Origin of the sequence: Pontibacter populi (assembly GCF_040278685.1) — a bacterium.
Taxonomy (GTDB): domain Bacteria; phylum Bacteroidota; class Bacteroidia; order Cytophagales; family Hymenobacteraceae; genus Pontibacter; species Pontibacter populi.
On sequence record NZ_JBEOKT010000005.1, the window covers coordinates 30,623 to 50,901 of the forward strand.

The window sequence follows — 20,279 nt, forward strand, 5'->3', positions numbered from 1 at the left end:
GTTACAAGGTGAGTAAAAAGTTAGATTAGTTTAAGTACCAGAGAGCGTTTGCAGCAGGCAGATGCTCTCTTTTTGCATTTAAGCAACATTCTCCTATCCAAATCATACAAGCCTCTGTGTTTCTTATCAGTTATACTTTCAGGATTGCACTGAAATAGGTTACTTTGTGCAAACGATTTTAGTAACTATGGCAAACACAACTGACACGGTACTGGTAATAGGTTCGAGCGGCCAGCTTGGCTCAGAACTGACCATGGAACTGCGTAATATCTATGGCGGAAGCAATGTAGTGGCAGCAGATATTGCAGCACCAAAAAACACCGACCTGCGCGATTCAGGCCCTTTCGAGAAAATAGATGTGCTGGACCCCAAAGCAATGGGCGAACTGACAGCAAAGTATAAATTCAAGCAGATCTACCACCTGGCAGCTGTGTTATCGGCAACCGGCGAAAAGAACCCCAAATTTGCCTGGAAACTGAATATGGACGGCCTGTTTAACGTGCTGGACCTGGCACTGGAGCAGAAAGTAGAGAAGGTTTACTGGCCTAGCTCTATCGCGGTTTTCGGCCCGAACACGCCACGCCAGAACACCCCGCAGCACACCATCATGGACCCGAACACGGTGTATGGTATCAGCAAGCAAGCCGGTGAGCGCTGGTGCGAATATTATTTCGAGAAATATGGCTTAGATGTGCGCAGCCTGCGTTACCCTGGCCTTATCGGTTACAAGGCATTACCAGGCGGTGGCACTACAGATTATGCGGTAGATATTTACCACCAGGCTCTGGAAACTGCCAGCTACGAATGCTTCCTGAGCGAGAACACTTACCTGCCGATGATGTACATGCCGGATGCCCTGAAAGCGACCCTGGACCTGATGCACGCACCAGCCGAACAGGTAAAAGTTCGCAGCTCATATAACCTGAGTGCCATGAGCTTCTCGCCAAAAGAGATCACCGAGTCTATCCAGAAACACATCCCGGAGTTTGAGATCAGCTATAAACCAGATTCGCGCCAGCAAATTGCCGACTCCTGGCCGCAAAGCATAGACGACAGCGCCGCACAACAGGACTGGAACTGGAAACCAGCGTACGACCTGGATGCGATGACTGCTGATATGTTGTTAAATTTAAAGAAGATGAAGGAAGAGCAGGCTGTTTGAGGTTTGTAAAGTATAGATTTAGAGAAAGGCGATGCAGAGATGTATCGCCTTTTTTGTTCCCAAACACTCACAAAAACCAACAATCAAATTAAATATTAATCAAATACTATATTTGGAATAGTTATTGCTTAAGTGTGGTCATAATTTAACTTAATCTAATTCAACTTTTATGAAAAACACACTACTAACATTTATACTGGTATTAATTCCAATTTTCACTTTACAGGCACAGGATTCATCATCTGAGTTTAAGCCTGTTATTGGTGATAGAACAATTGAAGCAGGGTCTAGTCTTCAGGGCTTTCAATATGGCGGTACTCTTAAATATCGCCAATTTATTACTGATGAAAAGGCATTGCGTCTCAGTGGGAACTTACAGTTCAGCTATAACGCTCCAAATGATGACTTCACCGAAATGTATAGCGCCATCAGCATTATCCCTGGTATCGAACGACATTTTGCTGGCACATCCCGCTTATCTCCTTATATAGGGGCAGAGTTACCCTTATCTGTAGCTTTTAGTAAATCCGAAAGCCCAGAGAAAACAGTTAATGGGGCGTGGGGTGAACAATATAACAGAGCTTTTATAGGAGCAGGTCTGAATGCAGTAACTGGAGTAGACTTTTATATAGTAAAGAATTTTTACGTTGGTCTGGAATTCGGGGCAGGAGTCTTTTACAGAAAGTACAAGGATGTAAAAATAGATTATAAAGAATATGATTTCAATGACCGGACAATAAAAGGGGGTAGCAGCATAAATTTCAACACCTTTGCAACCGGCGGATTCCGCATAGGATTTGCATTTTAACTTAACCTGCTACAAAAATACAAACAGCCAGTATGCATTACTGGCTGTTTGTATTTAAGACTAACCTCATACTAAGGTTCCTTAATAAGACCTAGCATTTCCCCTCCCCGGCACTATTCCTACTTCCCCTATGTTACAGCAACTAAATCTGTATTAACTTGCGCCGCAATTTCAGAAAAGACCATAACCCCGTGAGATCCACATCACTTACAACTACGCTGTTGCTAACAGCCTTACTTTATTTAACTGCTTGCACAAGCACTTCCAAGCTGCAGACCGAAGCACCTGTTGCCACGGCATCTGCTGTTCCGGTTTATCAGCCTAAGCTATCTTTTATAACTATACCTGTAAGCGTGCAGGTGACAACTATAGAAGAAATGCTGAACCGACAATTTGCCGGCGTACTTTACAAAGACACCAACCTGGATGATGACGATGTAGCCGTAACAGTGAGCAAGAACGGGCGCATGAGCATCCGGGCCGAAAAGGATAAGATCTATTTTAGTGTTCCGCTGAACATTTACGCCAAAGGCCGCTGGAAATGGGACCCGTGCAAGCTGTGCCCTGCCATCAATAAGACTGAAGACACCCGATTTGATATGGTCATCAACACGGAAAGTAAGCTTGGGCTGACAGAAGACTATAAATTAAAAACTACCACCACCGGCGACTTTGAATGGGGAAATACTAAACCTGTGCTGGAGCTAGGTCCTTTAAAGATCGGGTTGGCGCGTTTTGTGGAGCCGGCGTTGCGCAAGCAAATGGCTACCCTTACCAAGCAACTCGACGCCGAGCTACAGAAGCAGATCAATGTAAAGCAGTATGTGCAGCAAGCCTGGAACATGTTGCAGGAGCCTGTTAAGGTTGACGACAACATGAATGCCTGGCTACAGGTATTGCCGCAGGATGTTAGAGTTACGCCACTTCAGGCACGTAATGGCACGTTGGCTATGCGCATTGGTATTACATCTTATATAAACGTTACCACCGACGGCAAACCAAAAGCACTGTCCCTGAAGAAGCTTCCAAACCTGGTACTTGATAACAAACTGGCTGATAATATTCAGGTGGGGCTAACGGCAGACATACCTTATACACAAGCCAGCAAAATGCTGCAGCAACAGGTGGCCAACCAGACCTACAAGTTCGACGACGGCAAAAGCCAGCTAACCGTAAAAGACGCAACTATAACACCTGGTGGCGATAAACTGGTACTGATGCTGGACGTGGATGGTAAAACCAAAGCCGGCCTGTTCACTAAAAAAATCGTGGGCAAAGTGTACCTGAAAGGTACTCCTTATTATGATGCAGCCACGGCATCGATAAAAGTGCGCGACGTAGATTATACTTTAGAAACAAAAGATAAACTGCTGAGCACAGCCAGCTGGTTAGCTAAGAACAAGTTTAAAGATATGATTCAGCAACAGGTAACTATACCGGTAAAAGACGAACTGACAAATGCGCACAAGTCGCTGCAGCTGGCTTTAGATAAGCAGGGACGTGTGCACGAATCGGTTTTGCTGAAAGGCAGGATACAAAGCATAGAGCCGGATAATATCTACCTGACACCTACCGCCATACGCACAGTAATAAATGCAAAAGGCAACCTGACGGCAACTATAGACAACCTATAATAACACTCAACCCAAAACTATAAACGGCGACCGAACAGGTGGCCGTTTATAGTTTCCGGATTGGCCTCGGGCTGTAAAACACACTAGCGGGCACTTGCTTAGGAGTTGCAATATTTTCCAGGGTAAAGTCGCTCTCTGGATTACTGCGGTCTGATGCCAATTTTATAGCTCCAAAGTTCTTGTAATCTGCCCAACGGCGCGTAAAAGTTGGTGTCTTATCGTTAAAGTTCTTGAAATAGGCCCATTGTGTAACCAACCCTGATTTTTTATCTATCCAGAGATGGTATTTATTTTCCGGGGTCAGGCCTACATTTGCAAAGGTCATCTGCAGGATGCTGGCTGCCGCACCATCCATCGTTTTACCCTCACCTATATACTTTAGCCTTACACCCGGGTCGTGTAACTTAAACGGCATCACCAGCCAGTAAGAATTATTAATCCAGGCAGCATAGGCTTTGTCCAGCAACTTACGTTTTTCTTCCCGGTTCAGCAGCTCTTTACCGGCAACATATACTTTTCCGTTCTTGGTTCGGGTGCTGACAATGGCAACAAGGCTGTCCTTTTCCCACCGGTAGTGATCGGCTTTTTTATCCCATACCTGATACTGGTCCCTGAAGCTCCAGGCTATAAAGCGGGTATTGGCCCAACCTTGTTTGCCGCCCATTTGCTGTATTGCTTTCTGAGCCAGTTGTTGTGCTTTTTTGTCCTGAGCAGCTGCAGGTGATGCATAAAAAGCCACTGAAAAGAACAAAAACAACATCCACCATACACTCAGCCGGAATTTATTACTTGATTTACACATCGCACCTAACATTTATAGTTAGCAGGTATACGTTTCAGGAGTTTATTCTGTCATTTCCCGCACTGTCTAAAGTGCAGAATCCAACTATCATAAGAAGTGAACCGTAATCAAAAACCTAACAAATGGCATAACGAATGGCTACTTATACTTTTAAAGATATCTTCTCGCTACTTAAAACTTCTGTCTCTGAGTTCCTGGACAACGAGTCGCTTAGGTTGGCTGCGGCGCTGGCTTTTAACGCTATTTTCTCAATTCCGCCCCTGCTACTCATCATTATAAAAGCAGCCGGCTTCTTTTTTGGTGAAAAGGCTGTTTCAGGAGAGCTGTCGAATCAGATATCCAAAGCTATCGGGCCACAGGCTGCCAAAGAGGTTGAAGCTATTATCCAGAATGCTGCTTTAAGTGAAAGTGGCTGGGCGCTTTGGGTTGGTATTGGTACTTTGATATTTGCAGGAACCACCTTTTTTGTAACGTTACAGCAATCGCTTAACAGTGTCTGGAATCTGAAAGTAAAGCCAACTAACGGTATTATGCGCATGTTACAGGAGCGTATCTTCTCGTTCGGGATCATACTTAGCATTGCCCTGCTGATGCTATTCTCGCTGGTAATGAGTGCGGCTATTTCTATTTTAAGCGGCTATATATCAGATCTGCTTCCGGGTGTAGGGGTTTGGGTTATCAAGCTCATCGACTTTGTAGTTTCAGTTGCGCTGATCACGTTGCTGTTTGCTCTTATTTTTAAGTACCTGCCCGATGGCATTATCCGCTGGAAAGATACCCTGATCGGCTCAATGGTAACAGCTTTACTATTTGGGTTAGGTAAATTCCTGATCAGTTGGTACATCGGCACTTCCGACCCCGGCTCGGCTTACGGTGCAGCAGGTTCTATCATCGTTATACTTGTCTGGATCTATTATTCGTCGATGATCGTGTTTTACGGAGCCGAGTTTACACAGCAATACGCCGACAAGTATGGCCAGCGTATCCGGCCTAAACAACATGCCGTATTTGTGCGCTCCGTAGAAGTGACCGAAGACAAAGAAGACACTAAAAGCGGCAGACCAAAAGCAGAAGGAAGATATAATAAGAACCCGTAATCAGTCATCTATGACTAAGTTATAGTTTAAGCCTGTTGTTTCTCTTTAACAGCAAGCTGTCCGCAGGCAGCGTCAATATCTTTTCCACGGCTGCGGCGCACGTTTACCTGGCACCCACGATCTGCTAAATAGTAAATAAAGTTCTGCAAACGGTCATCGTCAGTGTTCACAAAATCAGCGTTGGCAATCGGGTTATACTCGATCAGGTTGATCTTGCACGGGATGATCTTGGAAAAGCGAAGCAGTTCTTCAGCATCCTGCAGGGTATCGTTAAAGTTATCGAACACGATGTACTCATAGGTTACCTTGCGGCCTGTTACCTCGTGGTAATGCCTCAGGGCATCTTTCAAGGCTTCCAGCGAGTTGGTCTCGTTGATAGGCATGATCTGGTTACGCTTCTCGTCGTTTGCCGCGTGCAGCGACAAGGCAAGGTTTGCTTTTACCCCATCATCCGCCATCTTTTTGATCATCTTGGCAATACCAGCTGTACTTACCGTAATGCGGCGCGCTGCCATACCCAGGCCATCGTGTGCTGTAATACGCTCAATGCTTTGCATAACGTTGGCATAGTTCAGCATCGGTTCGCCCATACCCATGTACACAATGTTAGTAAGCGGCTGGCCATACTGGCGAAGGCTTTGTTCATTTATGCGCACTACCTGGTCATAAATTTCGGCAGCATCGAGGTTACGAACGCGGTCCATGTAGCCGGTAGCGCAGAACTTGCAGGTAAGCGAGCAACCTACCTGGCTACTAACACAGGCAGTTTTGCGCTCATCGTGCGGAATCAGCACGCCTTCTACAATGTTGCTATCGTATAGTTTAAAAGCAGATTTTATAGTTCCGTCGTTGCTCAGCTGCTCGGTGGCAACCTGCACGGCGTTAATGGCAAAGTGCTGCTCCAGCTTTTCGCGCAGGGCAAGGCTCACGTTGTTCATCTCCGCAAACGACTGAATAGAGTGTTTCCAGAGCCACTCATAGATCTGCTTGGCACGGAAAGGCTTCTCACCGATCTCTACCAGCCAGGCCTTCAGGTCGTCGAGCTTCAGCTTACGAATGTCTTTTTTATTAAGAATAGGAATATCTGCGATCAAAGTCATACTGCAAAATTACAAAAATCAGCCGGCTTTAGTTTCAATTTTAGCCTTTACTTCGTCGGGCAGTGCCATTAGTTTGCGATCGGTATAGTTAAAGCAGAGCATACCGGTTTTGGCGCGCGCTACTTCTTTGCCCGTTTGGTTAGTGACGTGGTAGGTAATATCAAAGCCATATTTGTTCAGTTCGTCGAAAGCCAGGTCTATAGTTAACACATCGCCGTAAAATCCTTCGCCTTTGTATTCTATCGCCACATCGGCCATTATCATGCTTGCGCCTCCAATCTGTAGTTCACTCCAGCCAAAATGGTTTAGTAGTTGCATGCGTGCTTCATGCAGTATAGAAAGCAGCGCATCGTTGCCGAGGTGGTTGCCATAGTTCAGGTCGGTTATGCGCACTGGTATAGTTGCCGTAAAATGTTTGTGTTGCGGTATAGTTACTTTTATGCGAGCCATTTTAATTGTTGATTGCTTGATTGTTGATTATCAGAACCGCAGATTTAAGAGTGATTAAAAATGATTAACAGGTGCTTAACCCAGCTTAATCCCATAAATCTTTATTAATCTGTGGTGCAGACTTTCTGAATATTTTAGTCATTAATCATTCCTAATTAATCATTAATACTTGCACACAGTGACCGGATATGTTTACATTTGTAACTTACCCTAAAAATCATGCACCTCGAAATACGCCAGACCAAAGATGGCTCTAACACCCTGTATGTTCCTGATCTGAACGAGCATTACCATTCGGTACACGGCGCGTTGCAGGAATCGCAGCATGTGTTTATAAAGCACGGCCTGGAATATGCACTGGAGCAGAAGCGCGATGTAAAGATACTAGAAATCGGGTTTGGTACCGGCCTTAATGCCATTCTTACCCTGCCATTTGCGCTGGCCCAGCAGGCGTTCATCCAATACGACACCCTCGAGAAATACCCGCTTACACAGGACGTTGTGGACAAACTTCATTTCGAGCAATTTATTCTGAACCCTGAGTTGCTTGATAATTTTAGAAAGATGCACGCCGCCCCCTGGAATGAGCCGGTAGACCTGAGCCCATACTTTACACTGCAGAAAATTCACGAAACGCTGGAAGAATTCTCTCCGCCGGAAGCCTACTATGATGTAGTGTATTTTGATGCATTTGCTCCCGAAAAGCAACCCGAGCTCTGGACCGAAGAAGTATTTACCAAACTATACACCGCTACCCGACCGGGCGGTACACTGGTAACTTATTGCGCCAAAGGAGCTTTTAAACGTAACCTGAAAGCAGCCGGTTTTATAGTAGAAGCCCTGCCTGGCCCTCCCGGTAAACGCGAGATGACACGCGGCATAAGGCCTGTACTATAACCTGTAAATCAATTTGTTAGCTTACCGCAAAAGTATAACTATACTGGTATCTGTATTGCATTTATACTTTTATTTGGCTAGTGAACTTTAACTTTCGGGATAATGTAGTATTTTGCATAAACATCATAAAACCCTTTTCCAACTTTTTGTCCATATGGTGAAGACATTACTTAAAAAAGCAATCAGCCCGATACAGGCAATGGGCCGCACGGTAGTAAAGCCATTCCAGTCGAAGTACGAGGTAGTTTGCACCACTTACCAGGTTATACCGGGCATGCCGGTTAGCAAAAATGAGCAGAAGCATGCTTTCGAGCGTGGTTCAGGCGTTAAAGCCCGCGAGTTTTATACCAAAGTTGTATCATCGGATATGACCAAAACAATGGCTCCTGTTGAAGTGCAGCTGCGCAAGATCTATATCGGCGGCAAAACAATAGAGCAGGCTGAGTTTGGCCCGGTGCAGCACCTGAAAAGCCTGAACAAAGGCAAGAAAAAGAAATAACAGCTACTGCTGCAACTATAAACGCCCTGTTGGTTAAGTTCAGCAGGGCGTTTTTGTTTCGTGATATCTCCGGCCATCTTAACTTCATTTACGCTACTGCGTACTGCTGCATATATACTGCTTAAACTATACATTGTCAGCTACACCTAAACCATCTACCCTTATGAAGCGTCCGGCTTTAGTTATTACACTACAAGCCCTGGCAACGTTTTCTATTCTTGGCACTTTCCTGCCGTTATTGCACTCACAGGAATGGTACATCCGTGTATTCGATTATCCCCGTCTGCAGCTTTTTGGGCTGGCTGTTATTAGTTTTATACTTTACCTCTGGCTGGCCCCGAGAAACCGGAAACGCGATAAGTTTCTGCTGGCCACTCTTACCATTGCCATAGTTTACCAGGCTGTCAATATCTCCCCTTATACCTTTCTGGCTCCTAAAGAGGTGAAAGATGCTGAAGCAAACACCGCAGAAAACACCTGGCTGAGTCTGCTTGTCTCTAACGTGTATATGGATAACAAGGAGCATGAAAAACTGATGCAACTGGTGCGGGAAAAGGAGCCTGATATATTGCTGCTGTTAGAATCTGACCTGGTATGGCAACAAGCTATGACACCCGTTACCGAACAGTATCCTTACCGCGTCGAGATTCCGCTTAAAAATACCTATGGCATGCACCTATACAGCAAGCTGCCCTTGCGCCAGCAAGAAGTAAGCTACCTCCTCGATAAGGACATCCCATCAATTAAAACATTTGTGAAATTGCGAAACGGCACCTGGGTTGAATTGCATGTGGTGCACCCCAAACCACCTGTACCTACCGAAGATGCCACTTCTGAAAAACGCGATGCCGAGATCGTGATGATTGCCCGTGACATTGCTGATTCTAAGTACCCGGTGGTAGTAGCCGGCGATTTTAACGATGTAGCCTGGTCGCGAACCACAGAGCTTTTCCAGGAAGTGAGTGGCCTGCTGGACCCACGCCTTGGACGCGGCTTTTACAATACCTTTAATGCCAATTACCCTATACTGCGCTGGCCCCTCGACCACGTTTTCCACTCCACGCATTTTAAAATTGAAAGTATGGAGAGGCTCCCGGATATTGAATCAGACCACTTCCCGATCTTTATCAGGTTAAGCTTTGCCCCGGAAAACGAGTATGAGCAGGAAGAGCCTGAAGCCGATGCACAAACCCAGGAGGAAGCATCGGAGATAATTGAAGAAGGCAAACAGGAAGCTGCAGAAGATAAACGCGAAGGAGAATCGGAATAGATCATTTACTTCTCCAAACCCCATCCGGCATCACCACGGCATCCAGCGGTACATCAAAGGGGTTAGGGTCGGCTATAGTTTCTACGGGCGGCTCCAGCGATAGACCTACTTTCAGAACATTGGGGCGGCAGTCGGCCAGGAAGCGGTCGTAGAAGCCTTTGCCATATCCTACGCGATGACCTGTTTCATCAAAAGCCAGCAACGGTATCAATACTATATCTACTTCGTGGGCCAGTATGTGCTGCGCGTTTTGCGGCTCCGGTATTCCCCAGGGGTTTTCCACCAATATGGCTTCATCGGTTAGATGGTGGTGTGTCAGGATATTTTGCGTTACATCGGTTACGGCCACGGCCACGCGTACTTCGGGATGCTGCAGCCGAAGCCGTTCAATTATAGGCCATGTGTTTACTTCGTTGTTCTTAACTATAGGTAAGAATATGTGCACAGTTCGCCCGGCCTGTAACGGAAAGTCAGCAAAAAACTGATCAGCTATAGCTTTGCTGCGGCGCTGCACTTCTTCTGGTGGTAGGGCGCGTCGCTTTTGCAACATCAGTTTCCGTAATTCTGCTTTCAGCATTATTCTTCTTCCAGTATCGTAAACTTAAACTCCAGCGGGTCAAACGCATCAACCAGCGCAGCTATAAAGTCAGGGTTATTGGCCTGTATTGATAGCAGGTTATCGTGGCGCTCCTGCAGGCTGCCTCCCGGGAACAATTTCTCCTTCAGGTTCTCGAGTTGCTTAAAAGTTTGCTCGTGTTTGCTATCGCGGGCTTTCGATAGCTTTTTCTCTAGCATCTGCAGGGCATTGTGTGCTTTCTGTTCTTCGGCGGCTACTGCCTTTACCAGGGTTGCGTCTATAGTTTGGGCCAGTTTTTCTATTTCCTTAAAGGCGGCTTCTATTGTTTGGCGCTGTGCTTCCAGGGTTATCTCTTCGTCGTGCAGTTGCCCAGACAGGTGTTTCTTCAGCTCCAGGTAGGATTTGAATAATTCTTCCGGCGTAAGGCCCAGTTTGTGCATGCGGCTGGCATTGCCACGGTTAATATACATCGCCGAATTGCGCAGCATCAGCAGCGGAAAGGCAACGTTATAGTTCTCAAATACCTTCTTCAACTGGAACCAGTATACCACTTCAGCGCCACCACCAATGTAAGCAAGGTTGGGTAATATCAGCTCTTCATAAAGTGGCCTTAAAATAACGTTCGGGCTGAACTGCTCGGGGTGGTCTTTTGCCAGTTGTAGTATCTCTTCTTTGTTAAAACTGATGTCGGTATTCAGTACTTTATAGTTGTCGTTCTCCTCCACAATACGCTCGCGCAGGCCATCTTCAAGGTAAAACAGGTTGATCTCACGGGAATACACTTGTGATTTATAGCCTGCTTCTTCCAGTTGTGCACTTGTTTCAGAAACCAACTTATGAGACAGGTTTTCGGTCAGTTCTTTTTCAACTATAGGTGTCAGCGCTTTTTTCAGTTCGGCATGGTCGCCGTCTATAGTTACTAAACCGTATTCGCCAAACAAACTATGGGTAATGGCGCGGGTAGCATCGGCCAGGGTTTTGCTGTTTCGGTAAGCCTCTTCAAACACCGGAAACTGCTCAGGCAGTTCATCCAGCACTTTATCCAAGCCATCCAGATTGAATCTTCCTACTGCCCCGGTCTGTTCACTCTCCCATCTGTAGCCTTTCCCGAACAAATTAAAATGGTTGATCTCGGCAAAGTCGTGGTCCTCGGTGGCCATCCAGTAAACCGGCACAAAGTTATAGTTCGGGTAATGCGCCTGCAGTTGCTTACAGGTATTTATCGCCGTGATGATCTTATATACAAAGTATAACGGTCCGGTAAAAATATTTAGCTGGTGGCCGGTAGTAACGGTATAGGTATTCGGCTGCAACAACAGATCGATGTTTTGCTGCACCTTTGGGTTGATATCTGTAACAGCACTATACTGCTCCTGTAATGCCTTATGCAAAACCTCGCGCTGATCCGGGCTAAAGCTTTTCTGTTGCAGTTGTGCTTCAAAGGCGGCTATAGTTGGGAAGCGGCTGTAGAACGATTTTAGTTTATCGTTTTGCGAAAGGTAGTCGGCTATAGTTTGGGAGAAGGCGCCGGTTGCGGCGTAATCCATCTTCGTGATCTTCATAGTGGTTACTTCCATCAGGAGCAGGTTATTTTATAGCTACTTTAACAGCTTTATCGGGTTTGTGTTTCAGGTAAACTATAGTTTACCACCCACGTCGCAAAGTACGGGTTTTATTTATTTGTCTGAACCAGGATTTACAGGATTTTAGGATTTACCGGATGAAAACACACGCACCAGCCACAAATAACAGTTAGCAACGTATGGATTCTATTATCAAACCTGTTTTAAGTTTTAATAAACCCGATGAAAAGTGCCCTTGCTGTGTATTTTCGCCAGTAAGCACCTGTCCGTTAAAGTATAGTTGTCGGTGAAGTACCATCGATGGCAGGATCTATAGTTGCACCTTAATAATCCATTAATTCCGCTAATCCTGGTTCAGACAAATTTCCAACTATAAAGTATATCTCTTATCTTTCTGTGCATCAAACTATAACTATAAAAACTATGGGATTACTAAGCGGACTGATGGGGCACGCCTCCGAAGTGTCTATCGAAAAACTAACCACCGAATTTCAGCCGATCCTGCTGGATAATGAGCAGATTGAAAAGGCATACAAGCTTATCCGGGATATGCTGGTGTTTACGAACAAGCGGTTGATACTGGTAAACAAGCAGGGCTTAACTGGCTCTAAAGTAGATTACCAGAGCATTCCGTACAGCAGCATTAAAATGTTCTCGAAAGAAACTGCCGGCATGATGGACTTCGACGCTGAACTAAAAATATGGCTGACCGGTGAATCTGCGCCAACTATAAAACAGGATTTCAGGAAAGGCGATAATATAAACGAAGCCTACAAAGTGCTGAGCAAATACGTGCTGAAGTAAACCTTAAAAGGAATTCAGCCAGCCTTCTGCATTCTCAACGGTATCAAAACCTTTCACTATTCCACTTTTCACTAGTTTAATAGCTTTGTCGGTTGACAGCCTGCTGAAATAGTTTTGAGAATAAACAGCGGCATGGTATTGCAGGCCGGCTGCTTCGGTGCGCGGGTGCCAGTCGTTGGCAAACCAATCGGCCAGTTCTGCCCACATGCTCTGCACGTTATAGTGGTTATCGAGCAGTTTATGGCTGTGCTCGCGGCGCAGAAAATATAACACCTGTTCGTACCCCTGCACCATAGCTTCTGTTGTTACAGCACCATGCCACTCTGCATGCAGAAAGTCATCAACGGCATTGTACTCTATCGTCAGGAATTCAGTGGTCAGGAGTTTGATATGCTTCATAGGTGAGATAGAACCTGCTGCTTCTGCAAAAAACCAGCAGGTAAGTATTAGTAGTTCTGCAGTCCTAAGTTAACCACAGATTCATTCAGAACAAAAAGAAAAGTCCTTACCAGTTAACCGGTAAGGACTTTTATAATTTATAGCTATAGTTTGTTATGCTACTACTTCGCCGTAAAGGTCAAAGTCCGAAGAGTCTGTGATCTTCACAGTAGCAAAATCACCTAAACGCACATAGTTGCTATCTGCTGGTACCAGTACTTCGTTATCAACCTCCGGAGAGTCGTATTGTGTACGGCCAACAAAATAGCCGCTTTCTTTACGGTCAAACAGTACTTTGTATGTCTTGCCCACTTTCTCCTCGTTCAGCTCTACAGAGATACCTTGCTGTAATTCCATAATGGCATCGGCACGTTCCTGCTTCACTTCTTCCGGCACGTTATCTTCCAACGTGTAAGAGTGCGTGTTATCTTCGTGCGAGTAAGCGAAAATGCCCAGCCTGTCGAAACGGGTTTCTTCTACCCAATCATATAGTTCACGGAAATCCTGGTCTGTTTCGCCCGGGTGGCCTGCAATTAGGGTTGTTCTAAGGGCAATATCCGGCACGCGCTGACGAATCTGGTCTACAAGTTCTATAGTCCTACGCTTACTTATACCGCGGCGCATCGTCTTCAGCATGTTATCCGAGATGTGCTGTAAGGGCATATCCAGGTACTTGCAGATGTTGTCGCGCTCGTTCATTACATCAAACACTTCCATCGGGAACTGCGACGGGTACGCATACTGCATCCTGATCCACTCAATACCTTCCACATCTGAAAGGTTTCTCAACAAATCAGCCAGCTTACGTTCGCCGTATTGCTGCAAACCATAGTACGTAAGGTCCTGGGCAATCAATATAAGTTCTTTCGTTCCCATACTTGCCAGGCGCTTCGCTTCCTTTACTAAGTCTTCAATTGGGCGATCAACGTGTTTGCCACGCATCAACGGTATCGCACAGAAAGAGCACGGGCGATTACAGCCTTCTGCAATCTTAAAGTATGCGTAATGCGATGGTGTGGTCAGTAAGCGTTCGCCGATCAGTTCGTGCTTATAGTCAGCTTCCAGGGTCTTCAGCAAGCGCGGTAACTCCAGCGTACCAAAGTAAGCATCTACCTGTGGAATCTCCGCTTCCAGAGAATCTTTGTAGCGCTGCGAAAGGCAACCGGTAACGTATAGTTTGTCTATCTGGCCGGCTTCTTTGGCATCGGCGTAGCGCAGAATGGTGTCTATAGATTCCTGCTTGGCATTGTCTATAAAACCACAGGTGTTCACAATAATGATGTTCGAATCATCTTTATCAGACTCGTGCGCCACATCAAACTCGTTAGCACGCAGCTGCCCCATCAACACTTCCGAATCCACCAGGTTTTTAGAACAACCCAATGTAATTACGTTTACCTTATCTTTTTTGAGTGATCTTACTTTCACTTACTTATACTTTTAATGAAATACGCTACAATCAATAAAAACCCTTAACAGGTAATATTGGTTCGTTTTGAAAACCAGTTTGCAAAGGTACAATTTGTTTGGCTAATAAAAGACGGACTGCGAAACAACTGAGCCTTATCTGATTAGTTTATTTGGTTTTTAAAGCCGGAAAGGAATGATGTATATGTTGCAAAAAAGGTAAAAGGCAGGATTTACTTCCCGTTAACTACAGCATTAAGTTCTTTCCTCTTCAGAAGTCTCTATAAACAATGACTGGGGAAACCATTCTAATGCAACGGAGCAGTTTTTCACCAGTTTAACTGCAATGGGCAATTCATAAGTAGTTATAAGCAATAAAATTACCTGGTACAGGTTATTGTCCCACAGGTAATCAGGTGACTCCAGGATGGCAATGTTTTTTAGTGGGGTGTTGGGAATCTGCTGGATAAAGTATTCGATGATCTCTCCGGTAAGTAAACCGCCAGCCGGAATACCAGAGTCTACCACCAGGTTTGTAACCTGCTTTTCCCGGATAGTGGCAAATAACGTAACTATAGTATCAAAAAACTGAGCCGATTCAACACTTAGCTCATCAGACCATTTTACGCTTAATATATTCCGGACGTCATCATAGGCTAATTCCATTAAGCTGACTTCCATGGCAAGTATCTTTAGCGAGTAAATTCTAAATAGTAACCTTCTATCGAATGTATTAATCAGCGCTTTTCATTGTCTGCTATCTCTCTATCCACACAGACAACCCAATGAAACTGTCTTTGTTCAGTTTCTGGTAATTGTTTCTTTGAATATAACAGGAATTTTATGGTTTTGAACTATAGTAGCCTAAACTTATAAGTGTTCAGCTATATACATAAGCAGAAAGTGCAGGCTTGATTAGGTACTGCTGAGGGTTGAGAAGGCACGTATTCCGGTTGGAGAGCCGGTTAGTAGCTCGCCTGGTAATTTACCAGGAACTCTATAGTTGTTACCTGCCCTTTCTTCACTTCAACCGGGTAAATATTCATTTCCCCATCAAAAAGGTTGGCAAAAAGGCCCTTCTCTTCTTTCGTGAAAAGGCTATACTTGCCGGGATCCAGCGCAACAGAAAAGTTTCCGTCAGCATCTGTTTCAACCTGGGAGACTAATTTAGTCTGGATGTTAGTATGAAAAACACCGTCTTGTGTGGTAACCTGGTTGGCATTGGTGAGTTTGTAGATATAAACCGCACGCTGCACACCACGCTTGCTTTCGGCTGGCGGCGCATCCGGCGATGGCATCCGGTTACCGGATTCCCATATAATGCGACCGGTTATACCTTGCTTGATAGCTGCTGCCTGGTTTTGCTGCACCTGCGTTGTTTGCGAGTTAGTTATAGTTCCTGTTTCTGAGCCTGTAGTTGCCTTGCCCTGCTTGCTACCGCAACAGGCCGCCAGCAATAGCAGCGCCAAAAACAGAAATCCCTTCATACCTATAGTTTACTTTTTGCGCGAAAAGAACGACTCTACAAACTGCTGCTTATCAAACAACTGCAGGTCTTCAATTTTCTCACCCACGCCAATATATTTCACCGGAATCTTGAACTCATCCGAAATACCGATCACTACACCGCCTTTGGCTGTGCCATCCAGCTTGGTAATGGCAAGTGCTGTAACGTCGGTAGCTTTAGTAAACTCACGGGCTTGTAATAAGGCATTCTGACCGGTGCTGCCATCCAGTACCAGCAATACCTCGTGTGGGGTATCTTCTGTTATTTTCTGCATCACACGCTTGATCTTCGAAAGCTCGTTCATCAGACCAACCTTGTTGTGCAGTCGGCCAGCCGTGTCAATGATTACCACATCAGCACCAATCTCCACACCTTTTTTCACAGCATCGTAAGCCACTGAGGCAGGGTCGGTGTTCATGCCATGCGATATAACCGGCACACCTACACGCTCACCCCAGATGATCAGCTGATCAACGGCAGCTGCGCGGAACGTATCAGCAGCGCCAAGCACTACTTTTTTACCGGCCTTGTGGAATTGTGAGGCAAGCTTGCCTATAGTTGTAGTTTTACCTACACCGTTCACTCCTACCACCATAATCACGTATGGCTTTATACCTGCAGGCAGATCAAAGTTAGCGCCGTCACCGGCTTTGTTCTCTTCCAGCAGGGCTGCAATCTCTTCGCGCAGAATCTGGTCCAGCTCCGATGTGTTTACATACTTATCGCGGGCTACACGCTTCTCAATGCGGTCGATGATCTTTACGGTGGTTTCAACGCCTACATCGGCATGCACCAGAATTTCTTCCAGCTCGTCCAGCACTTCTACATCAACAGTAGATTTACCTATAACGGCTTTGCTCAGTTGGCCAAAAAAGCTGTCTTTGGTTTTCTCCAGCCCTTTGTCCAGCGATTCCTTTTTCTTCTCTTTACTGAAAAAGTCAAAAATTCCCATGCTGCGTTTTTGTTGGGTAAGCTTTAGCGGTGAAACGGTAATATACTAAAAAAGTCCCAATGCAGGGACTTCTTCGTGTTATCTATCTAAATAGTAGAGTAGGCTTGTATTACTTTGCAAGAACTTCCTGCACTTTATCAACAGGAACCATTTCTTCTTTAAAGCTGTAAGCACCAGTTTTTGGCGACTTAACGGCTTTGATCACTTTTGCCCAGTCTTTACCTGTGGCGGTCTTTAGGGTTGCAACTACCTTCTTAGCCATGGTTATTTAATTTCTTTATGTACAGTTACTTTTTTCAACACCGGGTTATACTTCTTAAGCTCTAAACGCTCAGCCGTATTCTTTCTGTTTTTGGTAGTGATGTACCTTGAAGTTCCAGGCATGCCAGAAGTTTTATGCTCTGTGCACTCCATAATCACCTGGATTCTATTACCTTTTGCTTTTTTAGCCATCTCTCTCGTAATTTTTTATTTGGGACTGCAAATATAGAATCTTAAATTCTTAACTACAAACAAACTATAAATTTTCTTCTAAAGTTCAGCGTTAGACGATAAAACTATAGTTTAAAATGCGCTAAAACACGGTTTATAGTTCAATTTACTTGATTTCCGGCAGCTTAAAATCATCCAACGCGCTAGGCTGCGCCATCATTTTCTCGATATCCGCTACAGTGCGCGGAGCAAGTTCAGACAAGTTTTCCCAGCCTTTCTCTGTGATCAGGATATCATCTTCGATGCGAACGCCTATCCCCCACCACTTTTTGTCGCAGGGGCTGCCTTCTGGTATATAAATCCCGGGCTCTACTGTTATAACCGTATTAGGCTTAAACGGGCCATAGGTGCCGGCATCGTGCACATCGAGGCCTAAGTAATGCGACGTGCCGTGCGGGAAATAACGACGCACATCAGCTTTATTTTTAATGATTCCCAGTTTTACAAGGCCATCTGCAATAACTTCCTGGGCAGCCTGGCCGGGAGCCATAAACTGGTTACCTACTTTGCACTGTTCAATACCGGCATCCTGCGCTTTTAAAACCAGTTCGTAAATAGCCTTTTGCTCCGGAGAAAATTTGCCGTTGGCTGGTATAGTTCGGGTTACGTCGGCAGTGTAGCCTTTGTATTCTGCTCCCACGTCCATCAACACCAGCTCATTGTTTGTTATGCTTGGCTTGGCGCTCTCGATGTAATGCAGCACACAGCCGTTGTTGCCGGCCCCAACTATAGATGGGTAGCCTACATGCTGTGCGCCATACTTGTTGTGCACAAATTCATGCAAGCCCTGTATCTCCAGTTCCGACATATTCGGCTTCATCGCTTTCATCACTTCAATCTGACCCATTGCCGATATCGTTACGGCTTTGCGCAGCAGTTCGAGTTCTTCAGGAGTTTTCTGTTCGCGCAACTGGCCCATCACCATTTCTAATGCTCGCGCATCAGTAGTCAGGTTTTTAGCGTTGAACTGCTCCAGCAAACTATAGAGGTCGGCATTATCGCGCTCGTTGTCGCGCACATCAGCAGGCAACGGCTTTATATAGGCCTTCTGCAGGTCTTTACTGAACTGGAATTTCTGGAAGGAAGTATTTGGTTGGGTAGCAACACCAAGTGTTGTGGCGGCACCTTCAACGCCCAGGCGTTTGCCGTTCCATAGTTCGGCCTGTGGGTCGTTAGGCTGCACGAACAGAAGGTCCTGCACCTGCTTGCCGTTTATAGTTTGTGGCTCGGCATAAACTATAAGCACAGCGTTTGGCTCGGTGTAACCGGTCAGGTAATAGAAATCAGGATCCGGATGGTAGTAGTAATCCACATCGTTTGCACGATTGCGGACCGGGGAAGTAAAGAAAACGGCAACGGAGCGAGCTGGTAACTGCTTACGCAATTGCTCTCTCCGTTGCCGGTGAAATTCTTTATCTAATGTATCAGATGGCTTGTCCGGTGATATACGCGACTGTGCCGTGGCAGCTGTTATAGTTGCCCAAACAAGCAGCACGCATAGCCGGAAGGCGGCCATTAGTACAGGATATAGCCTTGCTCTACTGCTTTGTTAAGAACAGCAGTGATACCATTCTTGTTGATAGTTCTTAAAGCTGAAGTAGAAACTTTCAGAGTGATCCATGCATCCTCTTCAGGGATGTAGAAACGCTTCTTCTGAAGGTTTGGATAAAATCTACGCTTCGTTTTATTGTTAGCGTGTGATACGTTATTTCCTACTTGAGGTCTTTTACCGGTTAGGTCGCAAACTCGTGCCATCTTGTATTATCTTCTAAATTATTTCAATAGGGGTGCAAATATCAACAAAATGATACACAATGTCAAAGCCATAGTGAATATTTTTATGCAATCACCCTTTCTAAGCGCCTGAGCTGCTTTTATTCTTGGTTTGTTCTTGCTACTTTATAACTATAGTTTCCGGCTCTGTCTGTAATTTCCGCTCTTTTAGTCCATCTCTTAAACTGTCTGCAAGCAATTTATTCAGGCTCCGTGCATTACTACCAGCCGTATCTTTCACTGCCGAAAATTCTGTTACTTCCATGGCTATAGTTCGTGAATCTGCTACAAGGCAGGTCAGCAGTTCGCGAACCTCAGCTATAGTTAGGCCGGTTTCGCTGGGGGCATACGCAGCTGGCATTTCGTTTTGGCAAACACTGTCCACGTCAAAATGGATCAGGATCTTCCCATCCACAGGAATACCGGAGAGGACAGTTGCTATAGTTTGCTGCAGGTTATTGCGTAGTTGATCCAGGGTTATAGTTTGAATGCCGTAGGTTTCAGTTGGCACATTCTGGCAGGCAAGTACAGTAATTTCGCTCGGATTTATAGTTGCGGGCTTTGTCCAGAACAGGTTCTCATTTGTTAAAAACCATAGTCCCATGGCTGCAGCGCCAATGCACACATCTGGCTCAGGTTTTACCACATCCACATGGGCATCTACAACCAATATATATAGCTTATCTCCGTACAGTTTTGCCAGATGATCCGCTACGCCAACAACTATACTGCAATCGCCGCCCAGTAGCAATGAGAACTTTTCAGGATCGAACCACTTGATGCCCTGCTCCACTATAATTTCCCAGACCATGCGCGGAGCTGGCCAGTTACGCACCGGGGCTATGTTGTGCCGTGGCAGGTCAGCAGGTAAGGCTACATCCCCGAAATCAGAAACGTTAATACCCGACTTTTCTATTGTTTCTTTTAAATCATGTTTTCGCAAAGCTGCCGGTGTTTCTTCGGTGCCGGGGTAAAGGGCACCTGCAAAAGTGGGGATACCAACGAGCTGTATCATAGTTTTATAGTT

The 20,279-nt window shown here is 45.5% G+C and carries 23 protein-coding genes; 8 read left to right on the forward strand and 15 right to left on the reverse strand.

What is annotated here, in order from left to right; genetic code table 11:
- The first annotated feature begins 187 nt into the window (after positions 1–187).
- The 3 genes from ABS362_RS06720 to ABS362_RS06730 all read left to right on the forward strand — a co-directional run bounded on the left by ABS362_RS06720 (position 188) and on the right by ABS362_RS06730 (position 3,604).
- A complete protein-coding gene (locus ABS362_RS06720; RefSeq protein ID WP_350411621.1) occupies positions 188–1,162 on the forward strand; it encodes an NAD-dependent epimerase/dehydratase family protein in 975 nt (324 codons plus the stop codon).
- 169 nt (positions 1,163–1,331) lie between these two features.
- Positions 1,332–1,970, forward strand: a complete 639-nt coding sequence (locus tag ABS362_RS06725; protein ID WP_350411622.1) for a BT1926 family outer membrane beta-barrel protein — start codon at positions 1,332–1,334, stop codon at positions 1,968–1,970.
- A gap of 191 nt (positions 1,971–2,161) precedes the next feature.
- Positions 2,162–3,604 carry a DUF4403 family protein gene (locus ABS362_RS06730; RefSeq protein ID WP_350411623.1) on the forward strand — a complete coding sequence of 481 codons (1,443 nt, stop codon included), beginning with the start codon at positions 2,162–2,164 and terminating at the stop codon, positions 3,602–3,604.
- Between the two features lie 46 nt (positions 3,605–3,650).
- Here the strand turns inward: ABS362_RS06730 and ABS362_RS06735 are convergent, their stop codons facing one another.
- A complete protein-coding gene (locus ABS362_RS06735; protein WP_350411624.1) occupies positions 3,651–4,406 on the reverse strand; it encodes a DUF6503 family protein in 756 nt (251 codons plus the stop codon).
- Positions 4,407–4,540: 134 nt separating this feature from the next.
- Between ABS362_RS06735 and ABS362_RS06740 the strand changes: the two genes are divergently transcribed.
- Complete coding sequence (locus ABS362_RS06740) at positions 4,541–5,503, forward strand: YihY/virulence factor BrkB family protein (protein WP_350411625.1); 963 nt, start codon at positions 4,541–4,543, stop codon at positions 5,501–5,503.
- A gap of 26 nt (positions 5,504–5,529) precedes the next feature.
- On the opposite strand, the gene rlmN is transcribed toward ABS362_RS06740, so the two are convergent.
- Both rlmN and ABS362_RS06750 read right to left on the reverse strand, forming a co-directional pair.
- Positions 5,530–6,603 (reverse strand): dual-specificity RNA methyltransferase RlmN, encoded by a 1,074-nt coding sequence (rlmN, locus tag ABS362_RS06745; RefSeq protein ID WP_350411626.1) that lies wholly within the window; start codon positions 6,601–6,603, stop codon positions 5,530–5,532.
- Positions 6,604–6,621: 18 nt separating this feature from the next.
- Positions 6,622–7,053 (reverse strand): acyl-CoA thioesterase, encoded by a 432-nt coding sequence (locus tag ABS362_RS06750; protein WP_350411627.1) that lies wholly within the window; start codon positions 7,051–7,053, stop codon positions 6,622–6,624.
- A gap of 219 nt (positions 7,054–7,272) precedes the next feature.
- On the opposite strand from ABS362_RS06750, the gene mnmC2 reads away from it, so the two are divergent.
- The 3 genes from mnmC2 (at position 7,273) to ABS362_RS06765 (ending at position 9,719) form a co-directional block, all read left to right on the forward strand.
- The gene (gene mnmC2 / locus ABS362_RS06755; protein WP_350411628.1) at positions 7,273–7,950 is read left to right on the forward strand and encodes a tRNA (5-methylaminomethyl-2-thiouridine)(34)-methyltransferase MnmC2; all 678 of its coding nucleotides are present in this window, start codon (positions 7,273–7,275) and stop codon (positions 7,948–7,950) included.
- A gap of 154 nt (positions 7,951–8,104) precedes the next feature.
- Positions 8,105–8,449 (forward strand): hypothetical protein, encoded by a 345-nt coding sequence (locus tag ABS362_RS06760; RefSeq protein ID WP_350411630.1) that lies wholly within the window; start codon positions 8,105–8,107, stop codon positions 8,447–8,449.
- A gap of 163 nt (positions 8,450–8,612) precedes the next feature.
- On the forward strand, positions 8,613–9,719 hold the full coding sequence (locus tag ABS362_RS06765; protein ID WP_350411631.1) for an endonuclease/exonuclease/phosphatase family protein: 1,107 nt from the start codon (positions 8,613–8,615) through the stop codon (positions 9,717–9,719).
- A 1-nt stretch (position 9,720) separates the two neighbouring features.
- On the opposite strand, the gene ABS362_RS06770 is transcribed toward ABS362_RS06765, so the two are convergent.
- Entirely contained in the window at positions 9,721–10,296 is a 576-nt protein-coding gene (locus ABS362_RS06770) for a 5-formyltetrahydrofolate cyclo-ligase (protein ID WP_350411632.1), read from the reverse strand.
- Positions 10,296–11,873 carry a bacillithiol biosynthesis cysteine-adding enzyme BshC gene (bshC, locus tag ABS362_RS06775; protein WP_350411634.1) on the reverse strand — a complete coding sequence of 526 codons (1,578 nt, stop codon included), beginning with the start codon at positions 11,871–11,873 and terminating at the stop codon, positions 10,296–10,298. Before bshC ends, ABS362_RS06770 begins: the two co-directional genes overlap by 1 nt.
- Before the next feature lie 429 nt (positions 11,874–12,302).
- Between bshC and ABS362_RS06780 the strand changes: the two genes are divergently transcribed.
- Positions 12,303–12,683: a PH domain-containing protein gene (locus ABS362_RS06780; protein WP_350411635.1), complete on the forward strand. Its 381-nt coding sequence runs from the start codon at positions 12,303–12,305 to the stop codon at positions 12,681–12,683.
- Between the two features lie 3 nt (positions 12,684–12,686).
- Here ABS362_RS06780 and ABS362_RS06785 read toward each other — a convergent pair whose 3' ends face one another.
- The 10 genes from ABS362_RS06785 to ABS362_RS06830 form a co-directional block, all read right to left on the reverse strand.
- Positions 12,687–13,082, reverse strand: coding sequence for a hypothetical protein (locus ABS362_RS06785; RefSeq protein WP_350411636.1), 396 nt, complete (start codon positions 13,080–13,082; stop codon positions 12,687–12,689).
- Positions 13,083–13,235: 153 nt separating this feature from the next.
- A complete protein-coding gene (gene rimO, locus ABS362_RS06790) occupies positions 13,236–14,549 on the reverse strand; it encodes a 30S ribosomal protein S12 methylthiotransferase RimO (protein WP_350411637.1) in 1,314 nt (437 codons plus the stop codon).
- 234 nt (positions 14,550–14,783) lie between these two features.
- Positions 14,784–15,209, reverse strand: coding sequence for a hypothetical protein (locus ABS362_RS06795; RefSeq protein ID WP_350411638.1), 426 nt, complete (start codon positions 15,207–15,209; stop codon positions 14,784–14,786).
- Positions 15,210–15,493: 284 nt separating this feature from the next.
- A complete protein-coding gene (locus ABS362_RS06800; protein WP_350411639.1) occupies positions 15,494–16,015 on the reverse strand; it encodes a carboxypeptidase regulatory-like domain-containing protein in 522 nt (173 codons plus the stop codon).
- A gap of 9 nt (positions 16,016–16,024) precedes the next feature.
- On the reverse strand, positions 16,025–16,987 hold the full coding sequence (gene ftsY, locus ABS362_RS06805; protein ID WP_350411640.1) for a signal recognition particle-docking protein FtsY: 963 nt from the start codon (positions 16,985–16,987) through the stop codon (positions 16,025–16,027).
- A gap of 109 nt (positions 16,988–17,096) precedes the next feature.
- The gene (locus tag ABS362_RS06810; RefSeq protein ID WP_162346559.1) at positions 17,097–17,249 is read right to left on the reverse strand and encodes a DUF4295 domain-containing protein; all 153 of its coding nucleotides are present in this window, start codon (positions 17,247–17,249) and stop codon (positions 17,097–17,099) included.
- Positions 17,250–17,251: 2 nt separating this feature from the next.
- The gene (gene rpmG / locus ABS362_RS06815; RefSeq protein ID WP_162427922.1) at positions 17,252–17,440 is read right to left on the reverse strand and encodes a 50S ribosomal protein L33; all 189 of its coding nucleotides are present in this window, start codon (positions 17,438–17,440) and stop codon (positions 17,252–17,254) included.
- A gap of 145 nt (positions 17,441–17,585) precedes the next feature.
- Positions 17,586–18,995, reverse strand: coding sequence for an aminopeptidase P N-terminal domain-containing protein (locus ABS362_RS06820; RefSeq protein WP_350411641.1), 1,410 nt, complete (start codon positions 18,993–18,995; stop codon positions 17,586–17,588).
- The gene (gene rpmB / locus ABS362_RS06825) at positions 18,995–19,234 is read right to left on the reverse strand and encodes a 50S ribosomal protein L28 (protein ID WP_162346556.1); all 240 of its coding nucleotides are present in this window, start codon (positions 19,232–19,234) and stop codon (positions 18,995–18,997) included. The genes ABS362_RS06820 and rpmB overlap by 1 nt, the downstream gene beginning before the upstream one ends.
- Before the next feature lie 139 nt (positions 19,235–19,373).
- Positions 19,374–20,267, reverse strand: a complete 894-nt coding sequence (locus ABS362_RS06830) for an arginase family protein (protein ID WP_350411642.1) — start codon at positions 20,265–20,267, stop codon at positions 19,374–19,376.
- Between the last annotated feature and the right edge of the window lie 12 nt (positions 20,268–20,279).

What these genes read in the sequence shown, in the direction of transcription:
- ABS362_RS06760 (WP_350411630.1), top strand. Translation starts at nt 8,105, where the DNA reads ATGGTGAAGACATTACTTAAAAAAGCAATCAGCCCGATACAGGCAATG.
- bshC (WP_350411634.1), bottom strand. Translation starts at nt 11,873, where the DNA reads ATGGAAGTAACCACTATGAAGATCACGAAGATGGATTACGCCGCAACC.
- ABS362_RS06750 (WP_350411627.1), bottom strand. Translation starts at nt 7,053, where the DNA reads ATGGCTCGCATAAAAGTAACTATACCGCAACACAAACATTTTACGGCA.
- mnmC2 (WP_350411628.1), top strand. Translation starts at nt 7,273, where the DNA reads ATGCACCTCGAAATACGCCAGACCAAAGATGGCTCTAACACCCTGTAT.
- ABS362_RS06780 (WP_350411635.1), top strand. Translation starts at nt 12,303, where the DNA reads ATGGGATTACTAAGCGGACTGATGGGGCACGCCTCCGAAGTGTCTATC.
- ABS362_RS06740 (WP_350411625.1), top strand. Translation starts at nt 4,541, where the DNA reads ATGGCTACTTATACTTTTAAAGATATCTTCTCGCTACTTAAAACTTCT.
- ABS362_RS06830 (WP_350411642.1), bottom strand. Translation starts at nt 20,267, where the DNA reads ATGATACAGCTCGTTGGTATCCCCACTTTTGCAGGTGCCCTTTACCCC.
- ABS362_RS06720 (WP_350411621.1), top strand. Translation starts at nt 188, where the DNA reads ATGGCAAACACAACTGACACGGTACTGGTAATAGGTTCGAGCGGCCAG.
- ftsY (WP_350411640.1), bottom strand. Translation starts at nt 16,987, where the DNA reads ATGGGAATTTTTGACTTTTTCAGTAAAGAGAAGAAAAAGGAATCGCTG.
- rpmG (WP_162427922.1), bottom strand. Translation starts at nt 17,440, where the DNA reads ATGGCTAAAAAAGCAAAAGGTAATAGAATCCAGGTGATTATGGAGTGC.
- ABS362_RS06765 (WP_350411631.1), top strand. Translation starts at nt 8,613, where the DNA reads ATGAAGCGTCCGGCTTTAGTTATTACACTACAAGCCCTGGCAACGTTT.
- ABS362_RS06820 (WP_350411641.1), bottom strand. Translation starts at nt 18,995, where the DNA reads ATGGCCGCCTTCCGGCTATGCGTGCTGCTTGTTTGGGCAACTATAACA.
- ABS362_RS06770 (WP_350411632.1), bottom strand. Translation starts at nt 10,296, where the DNA reads ATGCTGAAAGCAGAATTACGGAAACTGATGTTGCAAAAGCGACGCGCC.
- ABS362_RS06795 (WP_350411638.1), bottom strand. Translation starts at nt 15,209, where the DNA reads ATGGAAGTCAGCTTAATGGAATTAGCCTATGATGACGTCCGGAATATA.
- ABS362_RS06785 (WP_350411636.1), bottom strand. Translation starts at nt 13,082, where the DNA reads ATGAAGCATATCAAACTCCTGACCACTGAATTCCTGACGATAGAGTAC.
- ABS362_RS06725 (WP_350411622.1), top strand. Translation starts at nt 1,332, where the DNA reads ATGAAAAACACACTACTAACATTTATACTGGTATTAATTCCAATTTTC.
- rpmB (WP_162346556.1), bottom strand. Translation starts at nt 19,234, where the DNA reads ATGGCACGAGTTTGCGACCTAACCGGTAAAAGACCTCAAGTAGGAAAT.
- ABS362_RS06800 (WP_350411639.1), bottom strand. Translation starts at nt 16,015, where the DNA reads ATGAAGGGATTTCTGTTTTTGGCGCTGCTATTGCTGGCGGCCTGTTGC.
- ABS362_RS06735 (WP_350411624.1), bottom strand. Translation starts at nt 4,406, where the DNA reads ATGTGTAAATCAAGTAATAAATTCCGGCTGAGTGTATGGTGGATGTTG.
- ABS362_RS06810 (WP_162346559.1), bottom strand. Translation starts at nt 17,249, where the DNA reads ATGGCTAAGAAGGTAGTTGCAACCCTAAAGACCGCCACAGGTAAAGAC.
- rlmN (WP_350411626.1), bottom strand. Translation starts at nt 6,603, where the DNA reads ATGACTTTGATCGCAGATATTCCTATTCTTAATAAAAAAGACATTCGT.